The sequence below is a fragment of the Actinocatenispora thailandica genome, assembly GCF_016865425.1.
In the GTDB taxonomy this organism is placed as follows: domain Bacteria; phylum Actinomycetota; class Actinomycetes; order Mycobacteriales; family Micromonosporaceae; genus Actinocatenispora; species Actinocatenispora thailandica.
The window spans coordinates 5127018-5140430 of sequence record NZ_AP023355.1; the positions used below are offsets into that span (position 1 = coordinate 5127018).

Consider the following 13413-nt stretch of genomic DNA (forward strand, 5'->3'; position numbering starts at 1 on the left):
GCGCTCAGGCGCCGGCACCACCGTCGACCGGTACGATCGCGCCGGTCACCATCGACGCCCGGTCACTGAGCAGCCACGCGGCGACCTCGGCGACCTCACCGGGTTCGGCCATCCGGCCAAGCGGGGTCGCGGCGTTGTTGCGCTCGATCACGCCCGGGCTGGCCGCTTCCCACGCCTCGATCATCTCGGTGGCGGTACCGCCGGGGGTGATGGCGTTCACCCGGATGCCCTGGCGTCCCCAGGTCACCGCAGCGGTCTCGGTGAGGCTGTTCAACGCGCGCTTCATCGCCCCGTACGCGGGCAGGTGAGGGTTGGCGCGGCGGCTGCCGATGCTGGAGGTGTTGACGATCGCTCCGCCACCCCGCTTGCGCAGCAGCGCGGCCTCGGCGGTCATCGCGGTCCAGTGCGCCCGGAAGTTCACCGCGTACTGCAGGTCGATGTCCGCGTCGCTGGTGTCGTCCAGCGGGCCCGGCTGCTGCATCGCCGCACCGTTGTTGAACGCCCCGTCGAGCCGCCCGTGCAGCCGCTCGACGTGGTCGACCGCCGCCCGGATGCTCGCCGTCTCGGCAAGATCCAGCGGTACGGCGTCGGCGATGCCGCCGGCCGCCCGGATGTCGGCGACGATGCGTTCCAGCGCGTCGATACCGCGCGCGGCCAGGACGACCGCGGCGCCTTCGCGGGCAAACAGCCGGGCGGCGGCAGCGCCGATGCCGCGACTCGCGCCGGTGACGAACAGGACCTTGCCGGCCAGCAGCCGGGTTGGAGTGGTGGTGATGTCGGTGGTCATGCCGCAAGCCTCGCCGCGTGCCGGCCGCGCAGACAGGCACCGGTGGTACCAGGCTCGGCGCGGGATCGGCGGGCACACTAGAGCCATGGACAAGCAGGAACTCGGCGCGTTTCTGCGCAGCCGCCGCGAGCGGCTACGGCCGGAGGACGCCGGTCTGCCGTCGGGGCCGCGGCGCCGCACGCCCGGCCTTCGCCGGGAGGAGGTGGCGGTGCTCGCGCACATCTCCACCGAGTACTACGTCCGCTTGGAGCAGGCTCGGGCGCCGCGTCCCTCGGGTGAGGTGCTGGCCGGAATCGCCGGTGCGCTGCGGCTCACCGACGCCGAAACCGAGCACCTGCACACGCTGGCCGGTACCGCACCGTCCCGGTCCGGCGTGCACCGCCGCGACGTGCGCCCGAGCATCCTCGCGTTGCTGGAGCGGCTTCCGCACACGGCGGCCATCGTGCTGTCGGCGACCTTCGAGGTGCTCGCCTGGAACGAGCTGGCCGCCGCGCTGATGGAGGACTTCGGCCGGCTCGACCCGGCCAGCCGCAACCTCGCCCGCAAGGCGTTCCTGCGGCCGGCGACCGCCAGCCCGTTGTACGGGGTCTCCGACGTCCCGCAGTTCCGGCAGCAGGTGGCGATGGCGTTGCGCGCCACCCTCGCCCGCTACCCGTCGGATCCGGCGGTGACCGGACTCGTCGAGGAACTGCGCGCCGGCAGCGCCGAGTTCGACCGGCTGTGGCAGCGACACGACGTGCAGCCGGCGCCGATGTTGACCAAGACGTTCCAGCACCAGTCCGTCGGTGCGATCACCGTGGACTGCGACGTGCTCACCCTCGCCGACCGCGACCAGCACCTGGTGCTCTACACCGCACCCGCCGGCTCGCACGACGCCGAGGCGCTGGCACTGCTCGGCGTGCTGGGCACCGAGCGGGTCGGCACGCACTGATCGCCGCCCGGCGGTCCGGATCGTGCCGCCGGTCTCGCGGCCGCGGCGCGCGGTCCGGATAGTTGCCGGCGGCGATCTCGCGGCGGCGGCGCGTGGTCCGGATAGTTGCCGGCGGCGATCTCGCGGCGGCGACGCTGCCGCACGGTCCGGATCGTGGCGGCGACGCTCCCGCACGGTCCGGATCGTGGCGGCGGCGATCTCGCGGGCGGCGGCGCCACGCGCTGCCCGGGCAAGAGGCCATCCACCACGGCCTTGACCGGTACCGGCAGGTCCCGGCCTCGCTCGGACCGCAGACGCTGCGACGATCACGTGATCACCTGAGGTGACGGTCACGATGTGACGCAGCACGCACCGCAGAAATCGGGACCCACCCGGCAAAGCGAACCGCGCGTACCGCGCAGGCGTGCCATTCGCCGCGTACCGCGCACCGCTCCGGTCACACTCCGTCTACGGTGGGCGCTGCCGTCGGGTGGTCGCGCGGCCGCCCGAGGCCCGGACAAGAGCATCCCCGCAGCAGCTCCGGCGAACCCCTTTCGCATCGCCGGGCCGCCGACGCAAGGACATCCCCCATGAACCCCCTGTCGTTGCTGTTCCGTGCCCTGGACTCGGCACTCCGTACGCTCCTGACCTTCCGCGCCAGCCTCGGCAACACCCCGTGGCGCCGGCGGGCCGAGCATGCCCTCCGCTCGCTGCGCGCCCTGGTTGCGCTGCACGCCGCGCGGTGGCGCCGACACGCCCGCGGCGCCGTCCGTTGGCTGGTTGCCACGCCGTGGCGCCGGCACGCCCGCAGCGCCGTCACCGCGCTGCGCACCACGCCGTGGCGCGAGCACGCCCGTACCGCGTTCGTCGCGCTGCGCACCACGCCCTGGCGCCAGCACGCCCGTACCGTGGTCGTCGCGCTCCGCACCACCCCGTGGCGCAAGCACGCCCGTACCGTGCTGGTCAGCGTCTCGGACCCGCGCTGGTGGCGGGGCGTTGGCCAGCGAACCGTGACGGTGGCCCGGCGGCCCCGGACGCTGCGTCTCGGCGTCGCCGCGCTGCTGGGCGGCGCAGTCATCGCCGCGACCGCCACCACCGCCGCCGCGGTACACACCGGCGGCGGCGCCCCCGCAGCGCAGGCCGCCGAACAGCACGCGGGCGCCGATCGCCACACCGCCGCCAGCCGCGGCCAGGACCGGCCCGCGCCCGGCAACACCCCGAGCCACGCTCCGGCGCAGCCCACGCAGAAGCGGGGCAAGCAGCAGCCCGCACCACAGGGCCAGGGCAAGCCCGCGAAGCCGCCGGCGAAGCGCAAGCCCGCCGCCAAGCGCGCGCCGGCCGCCAACCCCTACCAGTACGTCGATCGCGGCAGCTCGTGGCGGCTTCCGGTGCAGGCCAAGCACTACTGGATCAGCTCCGGGTTCGGACGACGGTGGGGCGTGCTGCACGCCGGCGTCGACCTCGCGGTCCCGATGCGTACCCCGGTGCATGCCGCGCACGCCGGCCGGGTCAGCATCGCCGGCTGGTACGACGGGTACGGCCGTGCCGTCGGCATCGAGAACGGGCAGGGCATCGCCACCGTCTACGGTCACAACTCCAAGGTGCTTGTCCACGATGGACAGTGGGTACGGGCTGGTCAGGTGATCGCCCTGTCCGGCAACACCGGCGACTCGCACGGCCCGCACGTGCACTTCGAGATGCGCCGGCACGGTGTCCCGTTCAACCCGCTCCCCTACCTGAACGCCCACGGCCTGCACGTCGTCCGCGCCGCCGGCCACGGCTGAGCACCGGCCGGTGGTGTCGCGGCGCGAAACCCGAGGCGCGAGACCACCGGCGCCAGGGGGACTGCGCAGCCCCAACGACGAGGCCCGCCCTCCGCCGGTCGGCGACCGACGCCACGGGAGCCGGCACGCGGGATCCCGCAACCCGGCCCAGAAGACCGGGACGTGGAGGCGCAGCACTGCTCAGCGGCGTGCTGAGCCCGTTCGCCGGCGAGGTACGGGTGTCTGGCCTGCGGCCGGTGGCGGCGCCCACCCGGCGGACGCCGCGGATCGGCGTGGTGTTCGGCCACGGCGTCGCGCGGGCTCGCCGGCGCCACGTCACGATCCGGTGGCCGATGCTCAGCCCTGCCTGGTGGGACGGATCGTGATGTCACCGATCTCGACGTCGTCGGGCTGTTCGATGGCGAACGCGACGGCGCGCGCCACGGCGTCCGGTCCGATGCCGAGCGTGGCCATGGCGTGCTGAACCTGGGCGCGCTGCTCGGGATCTTCGATGTCGTCGACCAGTTCGGTGCGCACGTACCCGGGTGACACAGCGGTGGTGCGCACGACGCCGTCGGTGGACTCCTGGCGCAGCGCTTCCAGCACCGTACGCACGGCGTTCTTGGTGCCGGCGTAGACCGCCTGGGTCGGCACGATCTTCAGCCCCGACGTCGACACCGTGGTGACGAAGTGCCCCCGACCCTGCTGGCGAAAGACCGGCAGCGCGGCGGCGATGCCGTGCAGGACGCCGCGCAGGTTGACGTCGATCATGGTGTCCCAGTCGTCCGCGTCGAGGTCTGCCATCGGGGCGATGCGGGCGACGCCGGCATTGCTCACCAGGACATCGAGCCGCCCGTACTCGTCGACGGCCCGGGCGACCAGCCGCTCGAGGTCGGCCCTGCGGGTGACGTCGATCGTCAACGCCTCGGCGCGACCCCCCGCGGCGCGGATGCCCGCGACCGTCTCGGCGAGCCGGTCGGTGCGCCGGGCGCCGAGTACGACAGTGGCGCCACGAGCCGCGAGTTCACCTGCGGTGGCGGCGCCGATGCCGCTACTGGCGCCGGTGATGGCGACGACCTTGCCGTCCAGCGTGCTCATCGAAGCACCCCCAGTCTAAGCTGACAACTGTCCGGTTACGTCTTTAGCGTAGCGGACATTTGTCCGCTTGGCTCGTGGGGAGGGTGCGGCGAGCGGTGCGCCGCGGCCCACGCCGCCGCCACCGGAGACCGCACCGAGGTCGCGCCGAGATGCGCGGGAAGGGGAATGCCGTGGCGACCCGTGAGTTGCGGTCCGATGCTGCCGCGAACCGCGACCGCATCGTCGAGGCCGCACGGGCCGAACTGAGCAAGTCCAACGGCACCGCGGACGAGCTCAAGCTGCACGTGGTCGCCAAGGCCGCGGGTGTGGGCCAGGGCACCCTGTACCGGCACTTCCCGACCCGTGAACACCTGCTGGCGGCCGCGTACCGAGACGAGCTGACCGAACTCGTCGACGCCGTGGCCCCGCTGCTGGCACGACACGCACCGCTCGACGCGCTGACCCGCTGGTTACGCCGGCTCGTCGAGTACGCCCGGGTCAAGCGCGGCGTGATGGCCGCCATCGAGGCCTCCGCCTGGCGCGACCTCTACTCCGACCAGCACCACCGGCTCGACGAGGCCCTCGGCGCACTGCTCGACCAGGGCAAGGCCGCCGGCGAGGTCCGCGACGAGGTCGACGTCACTGACGTGATCCTGCTGTTGGGTGTCCTGTCCCGGATACCGGAGTCCGACTGGGAGCGGCGGGTGCCGACGATCATCGCCGTCATCATCGACGGCCTCCGCCGAAAGTGACCCCTCCGCGGTCGAGCAAGACGCCGGATCCGCGGTGGCCGCGACTACCAAGGTGCGGCGGATGGTCATACACGGCCGCCCAGGGGACGGTTCTCGGTTCCGCGCCCCTGTCACGCGACCGACGTCAGCCACTTGTGGGCATCGGCAACAAGTCGATCCTGGGTGATCTCCTTGACCCTCGGCAGGAACACGTCATGGAATCCGCGGCGGCAGTCGTCCCGGGCGCCGTTGGATGCGTCGCCGCCACCGGCGCTCGCCGTCCTGCCAGCGGTCCGTAGGTGTGAGGCCCGCCGCTGCGGCCACTGCGGCCGACGCCGCATGGTCGGGGTGGATGTGCGCGGTGATCTCGTGCACCGGCTGCGCCGCGAGCCAATCGACGAGCGCGCCGGCGGTCTCGGTCGCGATGCCCCGGCGCTGCCATGGGGCACCGACCACCCAGGCGGCCTCGGCGACCACGCCGTCGTCCTCGGGAGCGATGGTCGCCTGGACTGTACCGGTCAGGTGACCGTCGCTCCGCAGCCGAATCACCCAGTTGAGCCAGGTGACCGTCGGGTCGGGCGAGCCCGCGCACCATCGCTCGTAGCGCGAGCGCAGCTGCTCCACGGTCTCCGGCGCCCCACCGATGTAGCTGTGCAGCGCCGGATCACCCAACACCCGAGCCATCTCCTCGGCATACTCCACCCGAACCGGCAGCAACTCCAACCGCTGCGTACCGATCGTCGCTGCCTTGATGCAGGTCACCTCGTAGCCACCGCGGCACGAACCAGGTCGAAGCGGATCCGTTCCTGTTCGAGCCGGATCCGGTCGCCGTGTGCGTCGTGCCGTAGGTCGTCGTACGCTGCTGCTTCCGCTTCGGTCAACAGCGGCAGGTCGTCCCGGACCGGCTGCGGCTCGGCCACCCACTGCGACCGATGCGCAAGCAGCGTCGGACGGTCCATCAGGATCGAGTGCGTGTGCGGATACGCGCTTCGCAGCCGGTGCAGGATGGCGAAACCGTGGGTGTCGAGGTCACCCCAGTAGACGAGCCGACGCTCCGCCAGCCACGGCAGGGCGGCGAGGCGGGACACCGCGTACCCGCCACCGAGCAGCAGCAGCCCACCTGACACGGTGGGGAAGGCGAGAAAGGTCACCTCGTTCTCGACCACGAATACGGTGTCGGCAGCGATGGGATGGTGGGCGAGCTCGCCCGCCGGGACGGTGACGTCGGTGAACGGCCCGCCAAGCGAGACGTCTCCGGCCAGCGCCCGCATCCGCAGCCGGTCGGGTTTGTCGGCGAACCCGTACCGGGTGGCGAACCGTGCCGGTGGCGCGGACGCGGTGACCCGTCCGGCGGGCAGGACCTGGTCGAGCAGGGTGGCGAGGATGCCCCGATGGCTCTCGATGAACTTGGTGTCGACGGCCGGTACGTCGATCTGACGCAGGTAGCTGCCGGAGCCGCTGTGCTCGTCCAGCCAGCGCACGGTGCGCAGCAGCGCCTCCCAGTCGTCGAGCCAGCGCAGCACCGTGGCCGAATGCGCGACGGCCCAGTCCGCGAGAGCCGGCACCAGCTGGGTGGTCTGCTGGTGCGCGGTGTTGAAGCTCCGCGCGACCGGACCGACTCGCAACAGGCTGCACAGCTGCTGCGCGGAGTCGACCCATACGACAGCGGGAAGCTTGTTCGTGCCGACCAGTCTTCCGCCCACCGGCCTCCACTCCACCCGGACGCCGCGACCGTCGGCCCGCCACCGGGCGGCCCAGTCCTGCACGGCCCCGAACTGGTTCGCCAGCTCCCGAGCCGAGGGGCCGCGTAGCCGCACCGACACCGGCGACCATTCGGTGACGCCGCTGGCGCTCGCCACCAGCTCACCGCGATCCCATCGGCGTCGCAGCTGCGCCACGACGTCGTCGGCAGTCGTCCAGTCAGCCATTCTCGGTACCTGGCTCGTTGCCTGCACCCATCGCGTGCCGCTGCTGCCGTTTCCGGTACTCGGCGATGGTCAGGGTCTGCAGCCGGGAGAAGCGCCCGGTCGGGTTGTCGACGAAGCCGACGGCCGACACGTACGGCTCGATCACGTGGATCTTCTGCAGCGGTGTGACGATCATCAGCTGCAGCCCGAGCCGTTCGAACAGCCGCAGCGCGAACCGGGTCGACTCGTCGGAGCCGCGGCCGAACGCCTCGTCGATGACCACGAACCGGAACGTGCGGGCGGTGTCGTTCGGCTCGCCGAGCCGGAACTGGTAGGTCAGCGAGGCGGCCAGGATGGTGTAGGCGAGTTTCTCCTTCTGCCCGCCGGACTTGCCGCCGGAGTCGGTGTAGTTCTCGTACTCGGTGTCGTCGTCGCGGTTCCGCTCGGAGGCGGCGAAGGTGAACCAGTTGCGCACGTCGGTGACCCGGTGCGCCCAGCCCCGGTCGGCGTCGGCCTGCCCGGGCCGGCCCTGTAACCGTTCGATGATCTGCTTGACCTGCAGGAACTTCTGTTCGGAGTACTGGTCGGAGTCGTCGCCGATGGTGTCGGCGGTGCAGTCGCGCAAAGCGGTGCGGAAGTCCCGGATCTCGGTGAGCTGGGTGCGGGTGGCCTCCAGCCGGATGAACCGGCCGGGGTTGTAGTCGATGTCGACCAGCGCGTCGTTGATGGTGTCGATGCGCTCGCTGATCAGGTCGGCCTGCCGGCTCAGCTCGGACCGGAACTGGGCGATCTCCCGGATCGTGTTGGTGTTGAGGTACTGCTTGAAGTCGGCCTCGAACCGGGGCAGGTCGTCGCCGGCGAGCCGCCGGTGCAGGGCGCGGAACTCGCCGATGGCGGCGATGGCCGCGTCCATCTCGGTGGTCTGGGTCGGGTACCGGTTGCGGAACGCGGCCATCTGGTTGACGATCCGCGCGGTCAGCTGCTGCTGTCCGCGGGAGCGCTGGTCGCGCCGGGCGGTCAGGGTGCGCTGCACCTCGCCGGCGCGCCGTTCGCAGCCGACGGCGTCGGTCGGCGCCGGGTCGAAGTGCTCGGCCAGCGCCGGGAAGTGCGCGGTGGCCGACACTGCGTCCGGTTCGGCCAGCACCGCGGCCGCCTGCTGCTGCCCGCGCCGCGCCTGCTCGATGGTGTTGCGGCAGGCGCCCACCTCGCCGGAGATGGTGGCCTGCCGGGCGCGCTGTTCGGTGATCTGCCGCTCGACCGTGTCGAGTTGGGCGGCGATCCTGGCCAGCGCACCGGACCCGGACTCCAGCTCGTCCTTCTCGGCCTGCAGGGTGGCGATCTGCCGGGCCGGTCCGCGCCAGTCGACCTGCTCGTGGTCGGTGAACTCGCCCAGCGTGATCAGCGTCTGCAGCCGGTGGTCGACTGCGTCGAACTGCCTGCGGGCGGCATCGACCCGCTCGATCGCCTGCTGCTGTTTCGTGTGCATGCCGGTCGCCTCGGCCAGCAGCGCGGTGATCTTCTGTTCGTTGCTCCAGCCCAGCACGTAGGTGCCGCGGTCGTCGATGCGGTGCCGGTCGTCCTTCTCGTGCCGGCCGCCGCGGTTCTTGATCTGCCCGGCGCGGGTCACCGCCCACTCGGCCCGACGGAACTCGTCGATCGTCTCGACGCAGTCGTGCCCGGCGCGGCGGGCCACCTGTTCGGCCAGCCAGCCGGCCAGCGGGCCATCCTTGATCTGCAGTTTCGACGCCAGCGACCGGGGCCCGGTCGGCTCCGGCGGGTGCCGGCGCCCGGCCGGCACCCGGTAGTAGACCAGCCGGCCGCCGAGGTGATGCTGGTCGATCCAGGCAGCAACCTCGGCGTAGTCCTGCTCGGCGACCAGCAGCGAGATCCCGAAGCCGTGCAGCACCCGCTCGGCGGCGCCTTCCCAGTCGGCATGCTCGGGCCGGACCTGGATCAGTTCGCCGGCGAACGGCAGCCGGTCATCGGGCACGTTCAGTTCGGCGCCGATGCGGGCCCGCAGGGCGACCAGCCAGGCGGGGATGTTGTTGCGGCGTTGCCGCAGGCTGCGCAGCTCGGCGTTGATCTCGTCGACGGTGCTGGTCAGTTCGCGAACGGCCAGCTGCGCGTCGGTCTGGTCCTGCTGGATCTGTTCGCGGCGCTTCGCGGTCGACTGCCGCTCGTCGGCCACCGACCGCCGGAAGACCGCGAACTGCTCGGCCGAGTCGGGCTCGGGCAGCTCGACCTGCCCGGCCAGGGCGGCCATCCGTTCCGCGTGTTTGCGCCGTTCGTCGCGCTGCTGCCCGCACGACTGCATCAGGTGTTCGATCTGGGCAAGCCGGGTGCCGCCGTGCCCGGCGCGTTCGGCCAGCAGCGCGTCGCGTTCCCGGTCGAGTTCGCCCAGCTGAGCCGCGCAGGCCGCACCGGCGGACTCCAGCTGCGCCATCGTGGCGTTCTGCCGGTCGATCTCCGCACCGTGCAGGCGTTCCTGCAGGTCGGCGGTGTAGTAGCGGATCGCCTCGCGCTGCGCGTCGAACTCGGCGATCTGCCCGGCGGCCTTCTCGTGTTTGTCGCAGTCGCCCAGCAGCGGGTCGAGCAGCGCGAGCTGGTCGCGGGCCTGCACCACCGACTCGTGCGCGCTGGTCAGGTCCTCGAAGTGCCGGACCAACCGGTCGATCCAGCCGGCCGAGTCGAACGGTTCGAGCATGTGGTCGCGGACGAAGTCGTTCAGGTCACCGACCGACTTCATCGACACCGTCTGGTGGAACAGCTCCATCGCCTGCTCCGAGCGGATGCCCAGCCGGCGCCGGAACTCCTTGCCGTACTGCGGGAAGGAGTCGGACAGTTTCGCCCCACCGCGCCGCAGCCGCCGCTTGAGCGCCCCGATGTCGGAGCCGAAGTCGGCGAAGTCGGCCGCGATCGTCAACTCGGCGTCGGACACCGCGAAGAACCGGTCGGGTTGGCCCGGCTGGCCGTCCCGCAGCCAGAACACCTGCGCCAGCGAGACCGTCTCGTCGCTGGCCGCGTCACCGAACACGCCCAGGAGCACGCTCAGGCAGCTGCCGGATCGCAACCCGACCGGCCGCGCCACCCCGGTCGACTCGTTGCGCTCGGACTTGAAGTACCCCTGCACGTAGGAGCGGAGGCTGCGTTCCCGGTTCAGCGCGCCGGCCGCCTTGTTGTAGGAGATCTTGTTGGCCGGCAGCAGCAGCGTGGTCACCGCGTCCACCAGCGTCGACTTGCCGGAGCCGATGTCGCCGGTCAGCAGCGAGTCGGCCCCGTCGGGCGCGAAACTCCAGACCCGGCCGTCGAACGTGCCCCAGTTGAACAGTTCCAGCCGGCGCAGCCGGAACCCGTGTACGCTCACGCCTCCCCCTCGCCGTCCGGTGCGAGTTGCCTGGCGTACTCGCGGAGCCGTTCGTCCAGTTCGAAAAGCCACTGCGCGTCGACGAACGCCTTGATGATGCGCCGCACCTCGTAGCTGTGCTCGGTGCCGGTGACCTTGCGCAGGAACCCCAGCTCGACCACCTTGCCGATGTGGGTGTCGATCTGGTCGATCAGCCGGGCCTCGCTGCTGCCGGGCGGCAGGAAGATGGAGACCGACTCGACGATCTGCTGCCGGGTCAGGATCAGCCGGGTGTCACTGTTCGCCGCGTCGAACTCGGCGAGCTTCTTGCGCAGCAGCGCCACCAGCAGGCTGACGTGGAACGACAACGAGCGCCGGGCGACCAGCCTGGGCAGCGCCGCCTCGTCGTCACCCTGCGGCCGGGACCGCAGGAACGCGTACCCTTCCGCCTCGTCGATGTCGATCCGCAGCCCCAGCACCCCGACGTGGTCGTGGGCCTGGGTGCGCAGCCGCAGCAGGGCACGCCACACCTCCGGCTGGCCGTCCCGGTAGACCACACCCTTCATCATGTGGGTGACGACCAGCCCCAGGTCCGGATCGTGGTTCACCGGCCGGCCTCCGCCCGCACGAAACTGACCGCCGGCACCGTCGCCACCCGCCGCGCGCCGGACTCGTCCCGCCAGCCGATCCGCTCGGACCGCTGCGGGTCGAACACCGTCTCGAAGCCGGGCTCGGACAGCGCGAAGTACCCGACCAGCTCGGCCAGCCCCTGCTCGATCGGATGGGTGTGCACCAGGTCGACCAGCCGCACCTGCGGCTGCCGCGACAGCGCGTCGCCGACCCGCTCGGCCAGCCGCGCCGGATCCACGTACACCTGCTCGAACAGCAACGACAGGTCCGAGTCCGACTCGCCGGCCCGGATCTCGCCGCTGTCCACGGCAAGCTCGGACCTCGGCTGGTACAGCGGGCGTTCCATCGGCAGCGACACCGTCGGGGCCAGCGCGTCCAGCGTGCTGCCCGGCCCGGGAAGCCGCGCCTCCCGCAGCCGCAGCGCGGTCGCCTCGATGCCGCGCACCAGCTCCAGCACCCGCTTGTTCTCCACGATCGTCTGGTCGTCCAAAAACCGGCGCAGCTGGTCGGATAGCAGCCGCACGGTGGCCTGGGTGCGTTCGGCGGCGACCAGCCACTGGTAGTGCACCCGGCGCAGCTTCGGGTCGGCCGAGGCGCGCAGCGCGTCGAGCCGGTGCACGTGGGTCAGCAGGTCCTCCAGCTCGTCCTGGCGGCGCTGGGAGAGCAGGAAGTCGTAGAAGGCGTGGAAGCTGCGCCCCTGGTCGGACTCGCCGATCGCGTCCCGGCTGTGCAGCATCTCGTCCAGCAGCTCACCCTTGCCGCCGGACCAGCCGGCGATGCGTTCTCGCAGCTCCCTGTCCAGCTGCCGGAAGTTCGCCTCCACCTCCCGGAAGTCGGCCAGCAGCCCCCGCGCCATGCCGACGAACTGCTGGTACCGGTCGCGCTGCGCGACGGAGTCCATCACGTCCAGCCGGCCGGACCGCACCCGCTCGATCTCGGCGTCCAGCTCGGTGCGGCGCCGCTGCAGCTCGGCCAGCCGCACGTCCGGATCCTCCTCCGCACCGAACGCGATCTGCCGCAACAGGTCGACCATCAGGTTCAGCCGGGACTCGGTCCCCACGAACTCGCGCGGCGCCAGCGACCGCACCCACGACAACGCCTGCTCCACCGCCGGCGTCGCATCGAAATGCGCCTCGTCGGAGTCGGCCGGATAGTACTTGCGCAGCCACCCCACCTCGGGCCGAGCCCACTCGTCCAGGTACGCCTTCGCCGGCCGCGGAAACGTGCCCGCACCGAGCCGCTCGTTCAGCGCGTAGAGATGGTCGTCGAGCACCTCCACCAGCCGCGCCGCCGGCACCGACCGCTCGTTGTCGTCGACGAACACCTGCCCCAGCACGCTGAGCACCAACGGCGCATGATCGGCCCGCAACAACCGCCACCCGGCACTCCCGTCCCGCAACCGCACCAACTCGTCGTACTCCATCCCACCTCCCCATCCGAGCGCCCCGACCGTATCGCGCGGCTACGACAGTCACGACGCCGCCAACGGCCGGACGGACTCGCCAGCTCCCCACCCCTGGATTCGGGTCCGGCCGAAGCTGCAGGCGTGGAGCTCGGAAAAAAGGTTCGTGTCACAGCCGGCTGGTACTTCTGGACCATGGGACGGACGGCGATGATCACCGAAGCGCACGGCAATCTGCTGGACGCCGACGTCGATGCGTTGGTCAACACAGTCAACACGGTCGGCGTGATGGGCAGGGGCATCGCGCTGCAGTTCCGCCGCGCATACCCCAAGATGTACGAAACGTACCAGCGTGACGCCAAGGCTGGTGCCATCACATTGGGGCGGATGCACGTCTGGCAGACCGGGGCGCCCACCGGGCCTCGGTACGTGATCAATTTCCCGACCAAGGGGCACTGGCGCGCTCGATCGCGGCTTGCCGCCATCGAGCGAGGTCTGGACGATCTCGTGCGCACCGCACGCGAACTTCGCATCCGCTCGATCGCTGTCCCGCCGCTGGGTTGCGGCAACGGGGGTTTGCCGTGGGCTGAGGTCGAACCACGCATTCGCTCGGTGCTGGGCAGGCTCGATCCCGACGTGCACGTCGTGCTCTACCCACCGGGAGGGCCGCCTGCCGCTGCCGACATGCGTACAGCCACCGGCCGCCGATGAATCCGGCACGGGCAGTTCTTGTCCAGATCCTGGCTCGATACTCGGAACGCGCATTGGAAGCCTCGCTCGTCGAGGTTCGAAAATTGCTGTCCTTCCTGCAATCGGCCGGCGAACCGCTTCAGCTCGACACGAGCACTGGCTTCGGGTCGGTG

General features: G+C 71.4%; 11 protein-coding genes. 4 read left to right on the forward strand and 7 right to left on the reverse strand.

Features of this window, described 5'->3' with window-relative positions:
* Window positions 1-4: 4 nt before the first annotated feature.
* Window positions 5-787 carry an SDR family NAD(P)-dependent oxidoreductase gene (locus tag Athai_RS22890; RefSeq protein ID WP_203963392.1) on the reverse strand — a complete coding sequence of 261 codons (783 nt, stop codon included), beginning with the start codon at window positions 785-787 and terminating at the stop codon, window positions 5-7.
* An 85-nt stretch (window positions 788-872) separates the two neighbouring features.
* Here Athai_RS22890 and Athai_RS22895 point away from each other — a divergent pair, with 85 nt between their 5' ends.
* Window positions 873-1718, forward strand: a complete 846-nt coding sequence (locus Athai_RS22895; protein ID WP_203963393.1) for a helix-turn-helix transcriptional regulator — start codon at window positions 873-875, stop codon at window positions 1716-1718.
* Between the two features lie 569 nt (window positions 1719-2287).
* Window positions 2288-3481, forward strand: a complete 1194-nt coding sequence (locus Athai_RS22900; RefSeq protein ID WP_203963394.1) for a M23 family metallopeptidase — start codon at window positions 2288-2290, stop codon at window positions 3479-3481.
* A gap of 336 nt (window positions 3482-3817) precedes the next feature.
* Here Athai_RS22900 and Athai_RS22905 read toward each other — a convergent pair whose 3' ends face one another.
* The gene (locus tag Athai_RS22905) at window positions 3818-4558 is read right to left on the reverse strand and encodes an SDR family oxidoreductase (RefSeq protein WP_203963395.1); all 741 of its coding nucleotides are present in this window, start codon (window positions 4556-4558) and stop codon (window positions 3818-3820) included.
* 170 nt (window positions 4559-4728) lie between these two features.
* Between Athai_RS22905 and Athai_RS22910 the strand changes: the two genes are divergently transcribed.
* Window positions 4729-5289 carry a TetR/AcrR family transcriptional regulator gene (locus tag Athai_RS22910; RefSeq protein WP_203963396.1) on the forward strand — a complete coding sequence of 187 codons (561 nt, stop codon included), beginning with the start codon at window positions 4729-4731 and terminating at the stop codon, window positions 5287-5289.
* 192 nt (window positions 5290-5481) lie between these two features.
* Here the strand turns inward: Athai_RS22910 and Athai_RS22915 are convergent, their stop codons facing one another.
* Genes Athai_RS22915 through Athai_RS22935 form a run of 5 tightly spaced genes read right to left on the reverse strand, consistent with a single transcriptional unit; the run spans window position 5482 to window position 12571 of the window.
* Window positions 5482-6030, reverse strand: a complete 549-nt coding sequence (locus Athai_RS22915; RefSeq protein WP_239157107.1) for a GNAT family N-acetyltransferase — start codon at window positions 6028-6030, stop codon at window positions 5482-5484.
* A complete protein-coding gene (locus Athai_RS22920) occupies window positions 6027-7196 on the reverse strand; it encodes a Wadjet anti-phage system protein JetD domain-containing protein (protein WP_203963397.1) in 1170 nt (389 codons plus the stop codon). The genes Athai_RS22915 and Athai_RS22920 overlap by 4 nt, the downstream gene beginning before the upstream one ends.
* Window positions 7189-10539 carry an ATP-binding protein gene (locus Athai_RS22925; RefSeq protein WP_203963398.1) on the reverse strand — a complete coding sequence of 1117 codons (3351 nt, stop codon included), beginning with the start codon at window positions 10537-10539 and terminating at the stop codon, window positions 7189-7191. Before Athai_RS22925 ends, Athai_RS22920 begins: the two co-directional genes overlap by 8 nt.
* Window positions 10536-11126: a DUF4194 domain-containing protein gene (locus Athai_RS22930; protein ID WP_203963399.1), complete on the reverse strand. Its 591-nt coding sequence runs from the start codon at window positions 11124-11126 to the stop codon at window positions 10536-10538. The genes Athai_RS22925 and Athai_RS22930 overlap by 4 nt, the downstream gene beginning before the upstream one ends.
* Complete coding sequence (locus Athai_RS22935; protein ID WP_203963400.1) at window positions 11123-12571, reverse strand: DUF3375 domain-containing protein; 1449 nt, start codon at window positions 12569-12571, stop codon at window positions 11123-11125. Before Athai_RS22935 ends, Athai_RS22930 begins: the two co-directional genes overlap by 4 nt.
* A 123-nt stretch (window positions 12572-12694) precedes the next feature.
* On the opposite strand from Athai_RS22935, the gene Athai_RS22940 reads away from it, so the two are divergent.
* Entirely contained in the window at window positions 12695-13261 is a 567-nt protein-coding gene (locus tag Athai_RS22940; protein ID WP_203963401.1) for a macro domain-containing protein, read from the forward strand.
* Window positions 13262-13413 lie beyond the last annotated feature (152 nt).